Source organism: uncultured Methylobacterium sp. (assembly GCF_964242245.1).
Classification (GTDB): domain Bacteria; phylum Pseudomonadota; class Alphaproteobacteria; order Rhizobiales; family Beijerinckiaceae; genus Methylobacterium.
This window is the reverse complement of record NZ_CAXTBY010000019.1, coordinates 19066-35505: the sequence shown is the minus strand read 5'-3', so window position 1 is coordinate 35505 and position 16440 is coordinate 19066. Positions and strand designations below refer to the sequence as shown.

The 16440-nt window shown below is 71.2% G+C and carries 16 protein-coding genes and 1 pseudogene; 7 read left to right on the top strand and 10 right to left on the bottom strand.

The window, feature by feature from the left end; genetic code table 11:
• Positions 1 to 60: 60 nt before the first annotated feature.
• The 6 genes from dinB to ACFE8Y_RS06905 all read right to left on the bottom strand — a co-directional run bounded on the left by dinB (position 61) and on the right by ACFE8Y_RS06905 (position 5880).
• A complete protein-coding gene (dinB, locus tag ACFE8Y_RS06930; RefSeq protein ID WP_375463675.1) occupies positions 61 to 1101 on the bottom strand; it encodes a DNA polymerase IV in 1041 nt (346 codons plus the stop codon).
• A 195-nt stretch (positions 1102 to 1296) separates the two neighbouring features.
• Positions 1297 to 3204 (bottom strand): ATP-binding protein, encoded by a 1908-nt coding sequence (locus ACFE8Y_RS06925; RefSeq protein ID WP_375463658.1) that lies wholly within the window; start codon positions 3202 to 3204, stop codon positions 1297 to 1299.
• The gene (locus tag ACFE8Y_RS06920) at positions 3201 to 4208 is read right to left on the bottom strand and encodes a SpoIIE family protein phosphatase (protein ID WP_375463657.1); all 1008 of its coding nucleotides are present in this window, start codon (positions 4206 to 4208) and stop codon (positions 3201 to 3203) included. Before ACFE8Y_RS06920 ends, ACFE8Y_RS06925 begins: the two co-directional genes overlap by 4 nt.
• Positions 4209 to 4210: 2 nt before the next feature.
• The gene (locus ACFE8Y_RS06915; RefSeq protein ID WP_375463656.1) at positions 4211 to 4615 is read right to left on the bottom strand and encodes an anti-sigma regulatory factor; all 405 of its coding nucleotides are present in this window, start codon (positions 4613 to 4615) and stop codon (positions 4211 to 4213) included.
• A complete protein-coding gene (locus ACFE8Y_RS06910) occupies positions 4596 to 5000 on the bottom strand; it encodes an STAS domain-containing protein (RefSeq protein WP_375463655.1) in 405 nt (134 codons plus the stop codon). Before ACFE8Y_RS06910 ends, ACFE8Y_RS06915 begins: the two co-directional genes overlap by 20 nt.
• Before the next feature lie 4 nt (positions 5001 to 5004).
• Positions 5005 to 5880, bottom strand: coding sequence for an STAS domain-containing protein (locus ACFE8Y_RS06905; protein WP_375463654.1), 876 nt, complete (start codon positions 5878 to 5880; stop codon positions 5005 to 5007).
• A gap of 164 nt (positions 5881 to 6044) precedes the next feature.
• On the opposite strand from ACFE8Y_RS06905, the gene ACFE8Y_RS06900 reads away from it, so the two are divergent.
• The 7 genes from ACFE8Y_RS06900 (at position 6045) to ACFE8Y_RS06870 (ending at position 12405) form a co-directional block, all read left to right on the top strand.
• Positions 6045 to 6356: a septum formation initiator family protein gene (locus tag ACFE8Y_RS06900; protein ID WP_375463653.1), complete on the top strand. Its 312-nt coding sequence runs from the start codon at positions 6045 to 6047 to the stop codon at positions 6354 to 6356.
• Between the two features lie 157 nt (positions 6357 to 6513).
• Positions 6514 to 7611 (top strand): pyruvate dehydrogenase (acetyl-transferring) E1 component subunit alpha, encoded by a 1098-nt coding sequence (gene pdhA, locus ACFE8Y_RS06895; RefSeq protein WP_375463652.1) that lies wholly within the window; start codon positions 6514 to 6516, stop codon positions 7609 to 7611.
• A gap of 62 nt (positions 7612 to 7673) precedes the next feature.
• Positions 7674 to 9125: a pyruvate dehydrogenase complex E1 component subunit beta gene (locus tag ACFE8Y_RS06890; protein ID WP_375463651.1), complete on the top strand. Its 1452-nt coding sequence runs from the start codon at positions 7674 to 7676 to the stop codon at positions 9123 to 9125.
• Between the two features lie 260 nt (positions 9126 to 9385).
• The gene (locus ACFE8Y_RS06885) at positions 9386 to 9661 is read left to right on the top strand and encodes a DUF5076 domain-containing protein (RefSeq protein WP_375463650.1); all 276 of its coding nucleotides are present in this window, start codon (positions 9386 to 9388) and stop codon (positions 9659 to 9661) included.
• Positions 9662 to 9677: 16 nt separating this feature from the next.
• Positions 9678 to 10289 carry a Uma2 family endonuclease gene (locus ACFE8Y_RS06880; protein ID WP_375463649.1) on the top strand — a complete coding sequence of 204 codons (612 nt, stop codon included), beginning with the start codon at positions 9678 to 9680 and terminating at the stop codon, positions 10287 to 10289.
• A gap of 4 nt (positions 10290 to 10293) precedes the next feature.
• The gene (locus ACFE8Y_RS06875) at positions 10294 to 11757 is read left to right on the top strand and encodes a pyruvate dehydrogenase complex dihydrolipoamide acetyltransferase (protein WP_375463648.1); all 1464 of its coding nucleotides are present in this window, start codon (positions 10294 to 10296) and stop codon (positions 11755 to 11757) included.
• Positions 11758 to 11874: 117 nt separating this feature from the next.
• Positions 11875 to 12405, top strand: a complete 531-nt coding sequence (locus ACFE8Y_RS06870; RefSeq protein WP_375463647.1) for a GNAT family N-acetyltransferase — start codon at positions 11875 to 11877, stop codon at positions 12403 to 12405.
• Between the two features lie 94 nt (positions 12406 to 12499).
• Here ACFE8Y_RS06870 and ACFE8Y_RS06865 read toward each other — a convergent pair whose 3' ends face one another.
• The 4 genes and pseudogenes from ACFE8Y_RS06865 to ACFE8Y_RS06850 form a co-directional block, all read right to left on the bottom strand.
• Positions 12500 to 13801: an MFS transporter gene (locus ACFE8Y_RS06865; RefSeq protein WP_375463646.1), complete on the bottom strand. Its 1302-nt coding sequence runs from the start codon at positions 13799 to 13801 to the stop codon at positions 12500 to 12502.
• 133 nt (positions 13802 to 13934) lie between these two features.
• Positions 13935 to 15368, bottom strand: a complete 1434-nt coding sequence (gene trmFO / locus ACFE8Y_RS06860; protein ID WP_375463645.1) for a methylenetetrahydrofolate--tRNA-(uracil(54)-C(5))-methyltransferase (FADH(2)-oxidizing) TrmFO — start codon at positions 15366 to 15368, stop codon at positions 13935 to 13937.
• A 58-nt stretch (positions 15369 to 15426) separates the two neighbouring features.
• Positions 15427 to 15573 carry a DUF1127 domain-containing protein gene (locus ACFE8Y_RS06855; protein WP_375463644.1) on the bottom strand — a complete coding sequence of 49 codons (147 nt, stop codon included), beginning with the start codon at positions 15571 to 15573 and terminating at the stop codon, positions 15427 to 15429.
• Positions 15574 to 15995: 422 nt separating this feature from the next.
• Positions 15996 to 16298 (bottom strand): annotated as a pseudogene (locus tag ACFE8Y_RS06850) (GCG_CRPN prefix-to-repeats domain-containing protein).
• Positions 16299 to 16440: the final 142 nt, after the last annotated feature.

Below are 16440 nucleotides of genomic sequence, written 5' to 3'. Positions count from 1 at the left end.
CGATGTAGGGCCCGGCGGGCGGAGCCGGCGTCCTGCGACGCGGTGTCGTCGTCCGCCGCCTCAGATCGCGAGCCCGAGTTGGCGCGGGCCCTCGGCCGGGCCGTGATCCAGCGCAGACACCGAGACGCCGAGGAGGCGCACGCTGCGCCGGAGCGGGCAGAGGTCGCGCAGCAGGGCGAGGCTGACCGCCTCCAGGCCGGCGCGGTCGGCCACCGGATCGGGCAGGGAACGCGCCCGCGTCACCTGCGCGAAATCCGAGAACTTCACCTTCAGGGTCACGGTGCGGCCGCCGAGGCCCTTGGCGCGGCAGGCGGCCGCGACCTTGTCGAGGATCGGCGCCAAGCGCGCGGCGAGGAGGGCCGGGTCGGCGGTGTCGTCCGCGAACGTGGTCTCGGCGCCGACGGACTTACGGATGCGGTGGGCTCGGACCGGGCGCTCGTCGATGCCGCGGGCGACGCCGTGATAGTACGGCGCGGCACTGCCGAAGGCGGCCACGAGGTCGTCGAGGCTTCGCGCCCTCAGGTCGCGGCCGGTGAGGATGCCAAGGCGGCGCATCTTCGCCTCCGTCACCGGGCCGACGCCGTGGAAGCGGCCGATGGGCAGCGCCTCGACGAAGCCCGGCCCCATCGCGGGCGTGATCACGAACAGCGCGTCGGGCTTCCTGAAGTCCGAGGCGACCTTGGCCAGGAACTTGTTGTACGAGACGCCCGCCGAGGCCACGAGCCCGGTGCGCGCCCGGATCTCGGCGCGGATGGCGCGGGCGACCGCGGTGGCGGTGGGGAGCCCCTGCAGGTTCCCGGTGACGTCGAGGTAGGCCTCGTCGAGGGAGACCGGCTCGATCACCGGCGTGTGCGCGGCAAACACCGCGCGGATCTCGTCGGAGATGGCGCGGTAGGTGTCGAAACGCGGGCGCACGAAGACGAGGTCGGGGCAGAGCCGGCGCGCGGTGACGGAGGGCATCGCCGAGCGCACGCCGAACGCCCGCGCCTCGTAGCTCGCCGCCGCCACCACGCCGCGCTCGCGCGAGCCGCCGACCGCCACCGGTCGCCCGCGCAAGGCCGGATCGTCGCGCTGCTCGACGGAGGCGTAGAACGCATCCATGTCGATGTGGATGACCTTGCGGACCGGGGCGGTCACAACCTCGTCCTGCTGCGCGCGTCCGGCGGCCCGCGCGGTGGAGCCGGACGGATGTTCGACATTTGTTCCAAATTTTGGACGAGGCAGGCCGGGGATTCAAGCCCCGGCGGAGCGGTCATCCACCGTTCCGAGCGGGTGAGACCTGGCACGCGGTCCGCGTCAGCCGGCGGCCCGACCCGGCGAGGGCCCCTCGATCATCGCCCGGATGCGCGCCATCAGCGCGTCGACGGCGAAGGGCTTGGTGATCATCGCCATGCCGGGATCGAGGAAGCCGGCGGGCGTCGCGGCGCCCTCCGCGTAGCCCGTCATGAACAGGACCTTCAGGTCGGGCCGGGTCTCGCGGGCCTGGTCGGCGAGCTGCCGGCCGTTGAGGCCGGGCAGGCCGACATCCGTGACCAAGAGGTCGATCCGCGCGGGCGAGCGCAGCACCGCCAAGCCGGCGGTGCCGTCGGGCGCCTGGAGCGCCGCGTAGCCGAGGTCGTGCAGCACCTCGACGATGAGGTCGCGCACGATCCCCTCGTCCTCGACCACGAGCACCGTCTCGCCGGCCCCGCGCGGCATCTCCGCCGGGCCGGCCGCCGTCACCGGCGCGCGCGCGTTGCCGCTGTGGCGCGGCAGCTCGATGACGACCGTCGTGCCCCGGCCGACCACGCTCTCGATCCGCGCCCGCCCCTCGGACTGGCGGGCGAAGCCGTAGATCATCGACAGGCCGAGCCCCGTGCCCTGGCCCATCGGCTTCGTCGTGAAGAACGGGTCGAAGGCGCGCGCGATCACGTCCGCGCTCATGCCGGTGCCGGTGTCGCTCACCGCGATGCGCACCGACTCGGCCGGTCCCTGCGCCCGGTCGCGCGCATCCGGGGAGACGCCGTTCTCGGTCCGGACGGTGAGGATGCCGCCGTCCGGCATGGCGTCGCGGGCGTTGATCGCGAGGTTGAGGATCGCGTTCTCGAGCTGGTGCGGGTCGCACAGCGTCGGCCACAGGTCGGGCGAGGTCTCGATGCGCAGGTCGATCGCCTCGCTGATGCTGCGGCGCAGGAGGTCGGCCATGCCGCGGATGAGCGCGTTGGCGTCGGTGGGCACCGGGTCGAGGGGCTGGCGGCGGGCGAACGCCAGCAGGCGGTGCGTCAGGGCGGCGGCCCGGTTGGCCGAGGCCATCGCGGTCTCGATGTAGCGGTTCAGGTTCTCCGTGCGACCCTTGGCGATGCGGCTCTGCATCAGGTCCAGCGAGCCGACGATGCCGGTGAGCAGGTTGTTGAAGTCGTGGGCGATGCCGCCGGTGAGCTGGCCCACCGCCTCCATCTTCTGCGACTGGCGCAGATCCTCGCCCATGCGCTCGCGCTCGGCGGCCTCCGCCTTCAGGCGTTCGTTCGCCTGGGCCAGTTCCCGGGTGCGGACATGGACCTGGCTCTCGAGCGTCGCCCCGGCCTCGCGCAGGCGTTCGGCCTGGACTTCCAGCTCGGCGTAGAGCGCGACGACGCCGCGATTGGTCTCGGCGAGTTCGAGGTTGAGGCGCTCGGCCTCCTCCTGGCGCTCGGCAAGCTCGGCCAAGCTCCGGAGGAGGTCGCGGTTCTGCTCCCGCATCGCCGCCTGCGCGCCCTCCGTCCAGCCGCGCACGGTCTCCGACAGCGCCGGGACGGCGGAGGCCGCGAGGCGATCCCGCCCCGGCGGCAGGTCCTTGCCCAAGGTCGCCACGGTGCCGCGGCCGAGGTCGGTCGCGACCTCGAAGCGGTCCATCAGGCGGCGCGAGCCGGTGATGCCGATGCCGAGACCGGTGGTCGAGCGGTAGCGGCCCTCCAGGATCGCGGGCAGGTCGGCGATGCCCGGGCCGCGGTCGCCGATGCGGATGACGAGGGACTGGCGCCCGTTCGCCTCGTCGATGCCGAAGGTGGCGCTGCCGCCGCCGGCGTAGTCGTGGGCGTTGCGCGCGATCTCGGAGGTCGCCGTCGCGATCCGCGTCTGGTCAGGGCTGCTGAAGCCGAGATGCCCGGCAAGCCGCCGGACCCGCTGACGGACGGTGAACACGTCGTCCTCGTGCCGGATCGGCAGGGTGAGGAGGGGCCACCTCACGGGGCCGCCCCGAAGGCCGCCGTCCCTTGCGCGATCACCACCGTCGCATCGTCGCGGCCGCGGGCGAAGTCGCGGTAGAGCACGCCGGCGATCAGGCTCGGATGGGCGCCGCGCAGGCCGGGATAGGCGTCCAGAGACCAGCTCGTCCCGATGCCGTCCGAGCACATCACGAGGAGGCTGTCGGGGGTGAAGGGGTACTCGAACGTCTGGAAGCGCCGCGCCACGTGGCCGGCGGTCCCGGCGAGCGAGACCATCCGCTTGGTCTCCGCCCCGGTCACGACTGCGCCCGCGACGTTGCCGATGCCGCAGAACAGCACCCGTCCCCGCTCAGGCTCGTAGCGGGCGATCGCGACCGCGCCGCCGCGGGTGTGGCGCAGGCCGGCGTGGATCGCCGAGAGGATCGCGGCGGGCGCCTCGGCCTCGCGGCTTCGAAACAGCCTCACCGCCTCACCGGAGGCCTCGGCCGCGCTCGGTCCGTGCCCGAGACCGTCGGCGACGAGGATCGTCCAGCCCGCCCCGTACCGGCGCGCGCAGGAGGCGTCGCCGTTGACGGTCTCGCCGCGCAGAGGGACGGCGACGGCGCCGAACCACGGCACCGCCGGCGGGCCGGCGGATCGGGCCTGAAGGCGGGCGAGCACGGCCGTCCCGCGCCCGGGCCAGGAGGCGATGTCGAAGGCCTGGGACAGGCGCCGGGCCGCGCCGAGCCCGGTCCCGGGGCTGCCGCCGGTCGAGTGGCCGTCGCGGAGCGCGGCGGCGAGGTCGGCGATGCCGGGGCCGGTCTCCAGGGCGAGGATCTCGACGCCGCGCCCGGTGTCGTCCTCGAAGGCGCCGAGCAGGATCTCGCCCGCGGTGCCGTACTTGACGAGGTTGGTCGCGAGTTCCGTCGCGACGAGGGCGACGCGCCCGCCCGCGACCTCGTCGAAACCCAGGGTCGCGGCGAGCGCCGCCGCCCGCCGACGCGCGTCGGCGACCTGGCTGGCTTCCGTCACGGGGACGCTGATCATGCTCACTTCCAGCGCGCGATGGTCACGCGGGTGCCGGCACCGGGGGTCGACGCGATATGGAACTCGTTGGAGAGGCGCTTGGCTCCGCCCAAGCCCAGCCCGAGGCCGCTGCCGGTGGTGAAGTGGTCGGTCAGGGCCTTCTCGATGTCGGGAATGCCGGGTCCCTGATCCGCGAAGCACAGGCGCAGGCCCCGGCGCAGGCCCTCCTGCACGACCGCGATCTCCACCTGCCCGCCGCCGCCGTAGTCGAGGGTGTTGCGGGCGAGCTCGCTCGCGGCGGTGATGATCTTGGTCTGGTCGACGAGGCCGAGCCCGACCTCGACGGCGCGGGTGCGCACCGCTTGGCGCACGCGCACCACGTCCGCGCCGGAGCGGATCGGCAGGGTCTCAGTCTTCGTGACGGCCATGGGCGCTCCCCGGGCCGTCGACCGCATCCCGGTCGAGACGGGCCCGGATCATCGCCATCCCGCGCTCCACGTTGAGCGCGGTCTTGATGCCCGAGAGCGTCAGCCCGAGCTCGACCAGGGTGATGGCCACCGCCGGCCGCATGCCGACCACCACGGTCTCGGCGTCGAGCGCCCGCGAGACGGCGGCGATGTTGTCGAGCACCCGGCCGATGAAGGAATCGACGATCTCCAGGGCCGAGATCTCGATCAGCACGCCGCCGGCGCCGGTCGCCACGATCCTGGCGGTGAGATCCTCCTCCAGCGCCAGCGCGAGGCGGTCGTGCATGTCGACCTGGATGGTCACGATCAGCGCGCCGCCGAGCTTCAGGATCGGGATGCGGTCCATCGTCCTAGTCCGCGATCGCCGCCGGCGCGGGCCGGCGGGTCACGGCCCGGCCGGTGCGCCGCAGCGCCACGGCGAAGGCGCCGGCGAGGTTGGCCTTCGAGACCACGTTCAGCTCGACGCCGAGATGCACCATGGTCTGGGCGATCTGCGGCCGGATGCCGGAGATGATGCAGTCGGCCCCCATCAGCCGGGCGGCGGCGATGGCCTTGAGCAGGTGCTGAGCCACCAGCGTGTCGACGGTCGGCACGCCGGTGATGTCGATGATGGCGATCTCCGCCTCCTCGTCGACGATCGCCTGGAGCAGGTTATCCATCACCACGCCGGTGCGCGCGCTGTCCAGCGTGCCGATCAGCGGCAGCGCCAGGATACCGTCCCAGAGCCGCACCACGGGGGTGGAGAGCTCCGCGATCTCCTGGCTCTGCCGGCCGATCACCGCCTCGCGGCTCGACAGGAACACCTCCATCGTGTGCAGGCCGAGCCGGTCGAGGATGCGGCTGGCCGCCCACGTGCCCGCGGCGACGAGCCCGGCATCGCCCGCGCACACCCGGTTCAGCGCCGAGAAGACCGGCTCCTTCAGGGAGAACACGAAGTTGGCCGTGTCGCTCGGCGTAAATCCCTGCACGGCGCGGGAACGGGACATCTCGGCGAGGACGTCGCGGACGCCGTCGTAGGGGCTCGATCCGGCCTCGCTCCCGCCCGAGGCCAGCGCCTCGCGCAGGAGCCCGAGCACCAAGCGCGCCTGACCTTCGAGTTCGGCCTCGCGGATCCGCCCGGCCTGGAGCGACCCGCCGTCCCTCAGCAGGCGGAGCCATCCCGCCAGGATCGCGCCCTCGTCCTCGGTGACCGCCCTGACCAGGATGTGGGTGCCGTCCGTCTCCATGCCGTCCGTCTCCGAGCGCGTATCGTCGTGTTGCGGGCTGTAGCCCAAGCGGGACGGCGTCGATAGCGCCCGGCGCGAGCAGGCGCGCGGGAACATCCCGGCCCTTGCGGCCGGCCGGCCCGGGCCACACCCTTTGTTAACCGCGGCCCGCGATGCTCCAACGCATGGTCGTCCGTCGCCGCGTCAGAATGGTCGTGTTGCCGCTGAGTCTGTGGACCCTGTCGGGGCTCGTCGTCGGTTACTTCGTGGTCCAGGCCGAGAACGGCAACCGCGGCCTGGAGGCCAAGCGCGCCCTCAAGATCCAGGCCTACGGGCTGACCCGCGAGTTGGCGGCGGCCAAGGCCGAGCGGGCGGTCTGGGAGCACCGGGTCGCGCTCCTGCGCAGCGAGCAGATCGACCGCGACCTCCTGGAGGAGCGCGCCCGGGTCGTGCTGGGCCGGGTGCACGCCAACGACGTGGTCGTCATCGACCCGTGACCGATCTTCGCTCAAGACGACAGGTCTTCTGACAACCGGTCTTCTGACAACCGGTTTTCTGACAACCCTTGCCGCCTGTCAGAGCGCCGGCCCTCGCAATCCCGGGCACCGTGCCTTAAACCGTGACGCGAAGAGACGCGATCACGGGAGCACGCCGATGGATGCCGCGAACGAAGCGGGGCTGCCGAAGTCCGAGCCTTCCAAGTCTGACTCTTCCAAGCCTGAGCCTTCCAAGTCCGGGGCGACGGCCGAGGCCGCGCACATGCCGGCGCCGAACGCGCCGCAATTCACCCGCGACGAGGATCTGCACGCCTATCACCAGATGCTGCTGATCCGCCGCTTCGAGGAGAAGGCGGGGCAGCTCTACGGCATGGGCCTGATCGGCGGCTTCTGCCACCTCTACATCGGCCAGGAGGCCGTGGTGATCGGCATGCAGATGGCGTCCGTCGAGGGCGATCAGGTCATCACCGGATACCGCGACCACGGCCACATGCTGGCCTGCGGCATGGACCCGAAGGGCGTCATGGCGGAGCTCACCGGCCGGCGCGGGGGCTACAGCCGCGGCAAGGGCGGTTCCATGCACATGTTCAGTCGCGAAAAACAGTTCTTCGGCGGGCACGGGATCGTGGGCGCGCAGGTCTCGCTCGGTACGGGGCTCGGATTCGCCGACGCCTACCGCGGGAACGGGAAGGTCAGCCTGACCTACATGGGCGACGGCGCGGCGAACCAAGGTCAGGTCTACGAGAGCTTCAACATGGCCCAGCTCTGGAAGCTGCCCGTGGTCTACGTGATCGAGAACAACCGCTACGCCATGGGCACCTCGGTCGCCCGCGCCTCGGCGCAGACCGACTTCTCGCGCCGCGGCATCTCCTTCGGCATCCCCGGCGAGCAGGTCGACGGCATGGACGTGCGCACCGTCCGCGAGGCGGCGGGGCGCGCCATCGCGCATGCCCGCACCGGTGAGGGACCCTACATCCTGGAGATGCAGACCTACCGCTACCGCGGCCACTCGATGTCCGATCCGGCCAAGTACCGCTCGAAGGACGAGGTCTCGCGGATGCGCGACGAGCACGACCCGATCGAGATGGTGCGCAAGCGCCTGATCGAACTGCACGGCGTGGCGGAGGCCGACCTGAAGGCCGCGGACGCGCAGGTCCGCGAGACCGTCAACGGGGCCGCCGAGTTCGCGACCCACGACGCCGAGCCGGACCCCGCCGAGCTCTGGACCGACATCTTGCTGGAGGCGCGCGCCTGAGGGCGCCGCTTTCCGACACGAACCTTCAGGCCGCCCCGCCCGCCCCATCGACAGAGTACCCCATGGCGACCGACATCCTGATGCCCGCGCTCTCGCCGACCATGGAGGAGGGCAAGCTCTCCAAGTGGCTTAAAAAAGAGGGCGATGCGGTCAAATCCGGCGACGTGCTCGCCGAGATCGAGACCGACAAGGCGACCATGGAGGTCGAGGCCATCGACGAGGGCGTGCTCGCGCGTATCCTGATCGCGGAGGGCACCGAGAATGTGGCGGTCAACACCCCGATCGCGATCATCGCGGGCGAGGGAGAGGATGTATCCGCTGCGGCGGCCGGGGGACCCAAACCGACGGCGAACGGCCACGATGCCGCCGGCCAAGCGGCACCGACTCCGACGATGCAGGCCGAAGGCATGGCGTCGGGCCCGGCGGCCACCGCCAAGACCGGGGACGACAAGCCGGCTGCGCCCGCCGCGCCCGCCATCATCACGAACAAGGCGCCAGCGCCGGTGATGGAGGAGTTTCCCGCCGACACGGCCATGGTCACGATGACCGTGCGCGAGGCCCTGCGCGATGCTATGGCCGAGGAGATGCGCCGGGACGGGGACGTCTTCGTCATCGGCGAGGAGGTCGCCGAGTACCAGGGCGCCTACAAGGTCACGCAGGGGCTGCTGCAGGAGTTCGGCGCGCGCCGCGTCGTCGACACCCCGATCACCGAGCACGGGTTCGCCGGCATCGGTGTCGGCGCGGCGCTGTCGGGCCTGAAGCCGGTGGTCGAGTTCATGACCTTCAACTTCGCCATGCAGGCCATCGACCACATCATCAACTCGGCGGCCAAGACGCTCTACATGTCCGGCGGCCAGCTCGGCTGCCCGATCGTGTTCCGCGGCCCCAACGGCGCGGCCGCCCGCGTCGGCGCCCAGCACAGCCACGACTATTCCGCGTGGTACGCGAACGTTCCCGGCCTCAAGGTGATCGCGCCCTACACGGCGTCCGACGCCAAGGGCCTGCTGAAGAGCGCGATCCGCGACCCGAACCCGGTGATCTTCCTGGAGAACGAGATCCTCTACGGGCAGACCTTCCCGGTGCCGAAGCTCGACGACTTCGTCGTGCCGATCGGCAAGGCGAAGGTCCACCGCACCGGCACCGACGTGACCCTCGTCTCGTTTGCCATCGGCATGACCTACGCGCTGAAGGCGGCGCAGGCGCTCAGTGAGCAGGGCATCGAGGCCGAGGTGATCGACCTGCGCACGCTCCGGCCGATGGACACGGAGACCGTCGTGGAATCGGTCAGGAAGACCGGTCGCTGCGTCACCGTCGAGGAGGGATTTCCGCAAAGCGGCATCGGCGCCGAGATCGTGGCCCGCCTGATGGTCGACGCGTTCGACTACCTCGACGCGCCGGTGCTGCGGGTGACAGGCAAGGACGTGCCGATGCCGTATGCGGCCAACCTGGAAAAGCTCGCGCTGCCCAACGTCGCCGAGGTGGTCGAGGCCGTAAAAGCCGTCTGCTACAAGTGATTCGCCGCCATGGCGCGTGACGCCTGCCTCTCCACACCCGCTCAAACCGGGCGCCGGTCCCTTCTCCGACACATCTCGGACCTGCCCGAGATGTACCATTGGCTTGTCCAAGTCGGGCAGGCCCGACTTGGATCGGGAGAAGGACAGGTTGAGGGGCGTGACGTATCAGAAGAGGGCAGGCCCCTCACCCCAGCCCTCTCCCCCTGGGAGAGGGAGCCGCGCGGCCCAACCCGCGATCTCTCGACACCCTTTTGCGTCACATGAGCGACCCGTTCCAGGCCCTCGATATCCCACCAGAAGCCCGGGAGCAGGGCGGCATCGAGGTCCTGCGCGCGGCGGTCGTGGACGGGGCGGTGAGCGTGGCGTTGCGCCGCTCCTTCGACGACGCGGCGACCTGGGGCCGCCTCCTGATCGACCTCGCCCGGCAGGCGGCCCGCGCCTACGCCCTGGAGACCGAGATGTCGGAGGAGGAGGCGTTCGAGCGCATCCGCGCCGGGTGGGAGGCCGAGAGCCTCCGCCCCGGCGGCTTCAATTAGCATCGAGGTCTCGCACATGCCTGAGGCCGCGACCCGTCTTGCCACCTACGCGGACCTCGAGGCCGTGCCGGACCATCTCGTGGCCGAGATCGTCGACGGGATGCTGGAGACGCATCCGCGGCCGCGCCCGCGCCACGCGTCAGCGGCGATGGGATTGGCCACCGAACTCGGGCCGCCCTTCGGCCGTGGGCGCGGCGGCCCGGGCGGCTGGATCTTCATGGTTGAGCCCGAGCTTCACCTCGGGCCGCAGGTGATCGTGCCCGATCTCGCCGGCTGGCGCCGCGAACGTTTGCTAGCCGAGCCGGCCACCGCCTTCATCGAGACCCCGCCGGACTGGATCTGCGAGATCCTGTCGCCGTCGACGACCCGGATCGACCGGGGTCCGAAGCGCCGCATCTACGCGGAGGCGGAGGTCGGGCACCTCTGGCTGCTCGATCCGAATGAGGGCGTGCTCGAAGCCTTCGCGCTCACCGGCGGCCGCTGGCTGCTGCTGGGGACCGTCCAGCGCGGCGAGACGGTCGGCTTAGCCCCCTTCGACGCCGTCCCGTTCCCGCTCGACGACCTGTTTCCCTTCGACGATCCGGCCGTCCCGCCCGCGCCCTTGCCCGTGCCCTCGCCAGAGACCTGACGCCATGCCGATCAACGTCCTGATGCCCGCCCTGTCGCCGACGATGGAGAAGGGCAACCTCGCCAAGTGGCTGAAGAAGGAGGGCGATGCGGTCAAATCCGGCGACGTGCTCGCCGAGATCGAGACCGACAAGGCGACCATGGAGGTCGAGGCCATCGACGAGGGCGTGCTGGCGAGGATCGTGGTGCCCGAGGGCACGGCGGACGTGCCGGTCAACGACCTGATCGCGGTGATCGCCACGGAGGGCGAGGACCCGGGCAGCGTGCAGGGGCCGGCGGCCGGCGGCGCGGCACCGGCGGAGGCGAAGTCCGAGCCGAAGCCCGCGCCCGACGCCTCCGCGGCCGACCGGAACACGACGCCCGGCGGCGGGCACATGTCCTACGGGCGCGTCAACGAAGCGCCCGACGGAGCCAAGCCGGCTGCAAAGACCAACGGAGCGGCGCATCCGCAGGGCGGCGCGGCCGGGGCGGGCGGACGCGTGTTCGCCTCGCCGCTCGCCCGCCGCATCGCGAGCCAGGACGGCATCGACCTCTCCGCGGTGCAGGGCTCCGGCCCGCGCGGCCGGGTGATCGAGCGCGACGTGCGCGCCGCCAAGGCGGCCGGCACGGGCAAGGCGGCCGGCGCGGGCAAGCCGGCGAAGGAGACGGCCGCACCGCAGGCTGCCGCGGCGCCCGAGGCGGCGCCGGCCAAGGCCGTGGCGCCCGCCCCCGTCGCGAAGGCCGCAGGCCTCACCGCCGACCAAGTCCGCGGCTTCTTCGCGGCCGACGCCTACGAGGAGGTGCCGCTGGACGGCATGCGCCGGACCATCGCCAAACGGCTGACCGAGGCGATGCAGGTGGCGCCGCACTTCTACCTGACGGTGGATTGCGAACTCGACGCGCTGATGGCGCTCCGCGAGCAGCTCAACGCCAGTGCGGGCAAGGACAAGGACGGCAAGCCGCGGTTCAAGCTCTCGGTCAACGACTTCATCATCAAGGCGATGGGGCTGGCGCTCGTGCGGGTGCCCGCGGCCAACGCGGTCTTCGCCGAGGACCGGGTGCTGCGGTTCAAGCACGCCGAGGTCGGCGTCGCCGTGGCGATCGACGGCGGGCTCTACACCCCCGTGGTCCGCGGGGCCGACCGGAAGACGCTGTCCACCATCTCCAACGAGATGAAGGACTTCGCCGCCCGCGCCCGGGCGAAGAAGCTGAAACCCGAGGAGTACCAGGGCGGCGTCACCTCGGTGTCGAACCTCGGCATGTTCGGCATCAAGCACTTCACCGCCGTGATCAACCCGCCGCAATCCACGATCCTCGCCGTCGGCGCGGGCGAGAAGCGGGTCGTCGTCAAGGGCGACGCGCCGGCGGTCGTCCAGGTGATGACGACCACGCTCTCCTGCGACCACCGCGTCCTCGACGGGGCGCTCGGCGCCGAGCTGATTCAGGCGTTCAAGGGGCTGATCGAGAGCCCGATGGGAATGCTGGTCTGAGGCAGCGGGCCCGACCTGCGACCAGTTCGCCGCGCGGCCCCTCGCGGTGCCGCGGATGAGAAGGCCGGGCTGGATCGTTCTTCCTGAAAAGGGCGCGCCGCCCCATACTGTGACGCGATGCAGATCTTCCGTCGCCTGCGCGGGGACAGCCTCGCCGATCTCGCCGGCGTCGAGACCGAGCGGCTGTCGATCATCCCGCTCGCGCCGGACGATGCCGACGCCCTGCGGGCGCTGACCGACGACCCCGCGATCACCGGCGCCGTCGATTTTCTGCCGGCCCCCTTCACGCTCGCCGACGCCCGCACCCTGATCCTCTCCGGGCGACGGGGCCGGGATCGCTTCTTCGGTGCCAGGATGCGCGAGGGACGCACCCTCGTCGGCGTCGTCGGCACGCACCTGCGCGGCACGGACGCGGTCGAGATCGGCTACTGGGTCGGAGGCGCGGCGCGCGGACGGGGATTCGCCACGGAGGCCGTGTCCGGCATCCTCACGCTGCTGTCCGGCCGCTTCCCGCGCCGGTCGATCGTCGCCGAGTGCCGTCCCGGCAACGTCGCCTCCTGGGGCCTCCTGCACAAGCTCGGGTTCCGCGACACCGGCGAGGAGGGCCACCGGCCGGGCCGGAGGCTGATGGCGCTGCGGACGGTTTGACGGTGGTCGACGACCGTAACCGGAAGCTCGCCGCCAAGCGCTTCAACGAGCACGCGAAGCGGCTCGCCACCTTCAACGCCTTGTCGGCGGTTCCTCACCGCGCCGGCACTGGCGCCCCCGTCGGCACCGCCTCCCGCCGGCGATAGATCAGCCACGTCGCGACGAGCCCGCAGGCGCCGCCGAGCGACATCCACAGGCCCGGCGCCGCCCTGTCCCCGGTCGCCTGGATCAGCCACGTCGAGACCAGCGGCGTCATGCCCCCGAACAGCGCGGTGGCGAGCGCGTAGGCGAGCGAGAAGCCGGCGGTGCGCACCTCCACCGGCACGACCTCGGTCAGCGCCACCACCATGGCGCCGTTGTAGCTGCCGTAGAGGAAGGAGAACCACAGCAGCACCCCGAGCATCGCCCCGAAGCTGGCGTGGCCGACGAGCCAGGTCAGCGCCGGGTAGGCGGTGGCGAGCGTCAGCGCGGAGAACGCGAGCAGCAGGGGCCTGCGGCCGATGCGGTCGGAGAGGGCGCCCATCACCGGCAGCCAGAACAGGTTCGAGACCGCCACGCAGAAGGTGACGAGCAGGCTGTCGGCATCGGTGAGCTTGAGGACGTTCTTGCCGAAGGTCGGGGTGTAGACGGTGATCGTGTAGAACGCGATCGTGGTCATCGCGACCATCAGCATGCCGAGCAGCACGATCCGCCAGTTCAGGGCCAATGTGCGGAAGATCTCCCGTGCCTCGGGACGGTGCGTGCGCTGCGCGAAGGCCTGGGTCTCCTCCAGCGAGCGCCGGATGTAGAACAGGAACGGCACCAGCAGGCATCCGATGAAGAACGGCACCCGCCAGCCCCAATCCGCGATCTGCACGGGCGGGAGCGCCCGGTTCAGCCCGTAGCCGATCGCGGCAGCGGCCATGATCGCGACCTGCTGGCTGCCGGACTGCCAGGAGACGTAGAAGCCCTTGCGGCCGGGCGTCGCCATCTCCGAGAGGTAGACCGAGACGCCGCCGAGCTCGACGCCGGCGGAAAATCCCTGCAGCAGCCGGCCGATCAGAACGAGCGCCGGCGCGGCGAGCCCGATCGTCCCGTAGCTCGGCACGAAGGCGATCAGCACGGTGCCCGCGGCCATGATGGCGAGCGTCGTGATCAGGCCCTGGCGGCGCCCGACCCGGTCGACGTAGGCGCCGAGCAGCACGGCGCCGAGCGGGCGCATCAGGAAGCTGGCGCCGAAGGTCATGAAGGTGAGCATCAGCGAGGTGAACTCGTCGCCCGCCGGGAAGAACGCCCGCGCGATGTCGTTCGCGTAGAAGCCGAACAGGAAGAAATCGAACATCTCCAGGAAGTTGCCGCTGGTCACGCGCAGGACCGTGCCGACCGTTCCGGAGGTTGTCTGATCGTCACCGGCCATGGCCGCTCCTCGCGCCGCACACGGCGTCCGCCGTTTCGGGCGGCACTCTTCGCCGGGACGGGCGCCGGCTCAAGCGAAGATTTCGCGCGCTTGAGATTTTCGCTGAGAGGCGATCGGAGACGGTGGACGCGCCCTATTCCGCCGCCTCCGCCCGCGAGGCGGCGCCCGAAACCCACGCCGAGAGGTCGGCGCGCGCGCGGTCGGTGAGCGCGCGGCGCTTGAGCATCGCCTTCTCCGGCCCGCGCAGGCGCTTGCCGGTGGCGTTGCGGGGCATCGCGGCCAGCGGCGGGAACAGCCCGAAATTCACGTTCATCGGCTGGAACGAGCGCGGCTTGGCTGGCTCGGGCGCATCCTCCGACAGGTGGCCGCCGGTGATGTGGGCGATCAGCGCGCCGAGCGCCGTGGTCGGGGGCAGGGGTGCGAGCGCGCGTCCCTCCGCCTCGGCCATCGCGAAGCGGCCGGCCATCAGCCCGATCGCGGCGCTCTCGACGTAGCCCTCGCAGCCGGTGATCTGCCCGGCAAAGCGCAAGCTCGGCCGGACCTTCAGGCGGAGCGTCCCATCGAGCAGCCGCGGGCTGTCGAGGTAGGTGTTGCGGTGCAGACCCCCGAGACGGGCGAACTCGGCGTTCTCGAGGCCGGGAATCGTGCGGAAGACGCGCACCTGCTCGGAATAGGTCAGCTTGGTCTGGAAGCCGACCATGTTGTAGAGGGTGCCGAGCGCGTTGTCCTGGCGAAGCTGCACGATGGCGCAGGCCTTCACGGTCGGATCGTGCGGGTTGGTCAGCCCGACGGGCTTCATCGGGCCGTGGCGGAGTGTCTCGGGGCCGCGCTCGGCCATCACCTCGATCGGCAGGCAGCCGTCGAAGTAGGGCGTCGAGGCCTCCCAGTCCTTGAACCCGATCTTGTCGCCGGCAATCAGGGCCTGGATGAAGGCGTCGTACTGGGTGCGGTCCATCGGGCAGTTGATGTAATCGGCGCCGTTCCCGCCCGGTCCGACCTTGTCGTAGCGCGACTGGAACCACGCCTTGCCCATGTCGATCGAGTCGCGGTGGACGATCGGGGCGATGGCGTCGAAGAAGGCGAGCGCGTCGGCGCCGGTGAGCGCCCGGATCGCCTCGGCCAGGGCCGGCGCGGTGAGCGGGCCGGTGGCGACGATGCAGGGTCCCCACGCCTCCGGGGGCAGGCCCGCGACCTCCGCGCGCACGATCGTGACGTTGGGGTGCGCTTCGAGCGCCGCGGTGACCGCGGCCGAGAAGCCGTCGCGGTCGACGGCGAGCGCCCCGCCGGCCGGGACCTGATGCGCATCGGCCGCCCGCAGGATCAGCGAGTCGAGGGCACGCATCTCCTGATGCAGCAGGCCGACGGCGTTGCCGTGCGGATCGTCCGAGCGGAAGGAGTTGGAGCAGACGAGTTCGGCCAAGCCCGCGCCGTGATGGGCCTCGGTGCCGCGCACCGGCCGCATCTCGTGCAGCACGGCGCGCCCCCCGGCCTCGGCGATCTGCCAAGCGGCTTCCGAGCCGGCTAAGCCGCCGCCGACGACGTGGATGGTGGTGTCTGACTTGGGCATGTCCCGGAATACCGGAACGGGCCGGCCCGAAGCAACGGGCCGGCTTACTCCGAGAAGATCAGCCGCGGGCGATGCCGTGGATCTCGTGACGGTGGATGCCGAGGTCGGCGAGGTCGCGGTCGGAGAGGCGGGACAGTTCGGTGACGGTCTCGCGGTAACGCAGGTAGGCGCGGAACCGGTTCAGGACGCTGCGGGCGGTGGACATGATGTGAGTGACCTTTGTTCGGGCAGGCGGTGACAATTGCTTGAGCGCCGCTGCCTCTTGTTGGTGCAATGCACATATAAGCCAGCCGCGCTGCGGCGGCAGGGCTAAGCTCGTTGGCCTGCCATGCAAGGTCGGCATGTGGCGCTCAACGATTTGGCAAGGTTCCGCGAAGCCTGTTTTTACGGCGTCCGGAGGACCGTCACCTCGAAGCGGTCGCACGTCCGGGATATGAGGTCGGCGTGATGGCGCGATACTGTCGCCGTGCTGCTGCTGCTCGATCGAGATCGGTACTCGGGTGTCCCGTAGTCTCGATAGACTAGTCCTCGACCGCGACGCCGGACATGCGAAACGTCGCGCCGGCTGAGCGCGCGGTGCGGCGTTTGCGGTGCGGAAGGTCGGGTCGACGAGACTGTCCCCACGCCTCAGTAGAACGGGCGCGGGCCGTAGAAGCCGGGCCGGCCGTGGAACGGGCGCGGCGGCGCGTAGGCGTACGGTCCGTTGACCGGCGGCCCCCAACCGGGGCGGAAGCCCCAGTTCGGACGGCACAGCCCTCAGGGATTCGGATGGAAGCCGGGGCCGCAGCCGCCGGCCGCCGTCTCGATCCGGCTACCGCCGCCGAACGGGACGAGGGGCATCGCCCGCGCCGCGTTCGCGAGAACGAGGCCCCCGGCGAGGGAGGCGGGCACCGCGAGGGTCTTCACACCGAACGTCGTCACGTGGGCCATGACGCGGTCTCCTGCGATGTCCGACCGGAACGGCCGGGCGAGGGCGAACCTGTGCCGTCGCGGATGAAGCGTTGCTGATAGCGCCGTCGTTCGTACAGGCAGCCATCGTGCAATCGAGGAGCCCCTTCGCGGCACGCCGCGC

Excerpts from the sequence above, each read along its gene's own strand:
- ACFE8Y_RS06910 (WP_375463655.1), bottom strand. The coding sequence starts at position 5,000 with ATGGACCGCATCCCGATCCTGAAGCTCGGCGGCGCGCTGATCGTGACC.
- ACFE8Y_RS06870 (WP_375463647.1), top strand. The coding sequence starts at position 11,875 with ATGCAGATCTTCCGTCGCCTGCGCGGGGACAGCCTCGCCGATCTCGCC.
- ACFE8Y_RS06880 (WP_375463649.1), top strand. The coding sequence starts at position 9,678 with ATGCCTGAGGCCGCGACCCGTCTTGCCACCTACGCGGACCTCGAGGCC.
- ACFE8Y_RS06855 (WP_375463644.1), bottom strand. The coding sequence starts at position 15,573 with ATGTCCACCGCCCGCAGCGTCCTGAACCGGTTCCGCGCCTACCTGCGT.
- ACFE8Y_RS06885 (WP_375463650.1), top strand. The coding sequence starts at position 9,386 with ATGAGCGACCCGTTCCAGGCCCTCGATATCCCACCAGAAGCCCGGGAG.
- ACFE8Y_RS06865 (WP_375463646.1), bottom strand. The coding sequence starts at position 13,801 with ATGGCCGGTGACGATCAGACAACCTCCGGAACGGTCGGCACGGTCCTG.
- ACFE8Y_RS06915 (WP_375463656.1), bottom strand. The coding sequence starts at position 4,615 with ATGGCCGTCACGAAGACTGAGACCCTGCCGATCCGCTCCGGCGCGGAC.
- pdhA (WP_375463652.1), top strand. The coding sequence starts at position 6,514 with ATGGATGCCGCGAACGAAGCGGGGCTGCCGAAGTCCGAGCCTTCCAAG.
- ACFE8Y_RS06920 (WP_375463657.1), bottom strand. The coding sequence starts at position 4,208 with ATGATCAGCGTCCCCGTGACGGAAGCCAGCCAGGTCGCCGACGCGCGT.
- trmFO (WP_375463645.1), bottom strand. The coding sequence starts at position 15,368 with ATGCCCAAGTCAGACACCACCATCCACGTCGTCGGCGGCGGCTTAGCC.
- ACFE8Y_RS06890 (WP_375463651.1), top strand. The coding sequence starts at position 7,674 with ATGGCGACCGACATCCTGATGCCCGCGCTCTCGCCGACCATGGAGGAG.
- ACFE8Y_RS06875 (WP_375463648.1), top strand. The coding sequence starts at position 10,294 with ATGCCGATCAACGTCCTGATGCCCGCCCTGTCGCCGACGATGGAGAAG.
- dinB (WP_375463675.1), bottom strand. The coding sequence starts at position 1,101 with ATGGATGCGTTCTACGCCTCCGTCGAGCAGCGCGACGATCCGGCCTTG.
- ACFE8Y_RS06900 (WP_375463653.1), top strand. The coding sequence starts at position 6,045 with ATGGTCGTCCGTCGCCGCGTCAGAATGGTCGTGTTGCCGCTGAGTCTG.
- ACFE8Y_RS06905 (WP_375463654.1), bottom strand. The coding sequence starts at position 5,880 with ATGGAGACGGACGGCACCCACATCCTGGTCAGGGCGGTCACCGAGGAC.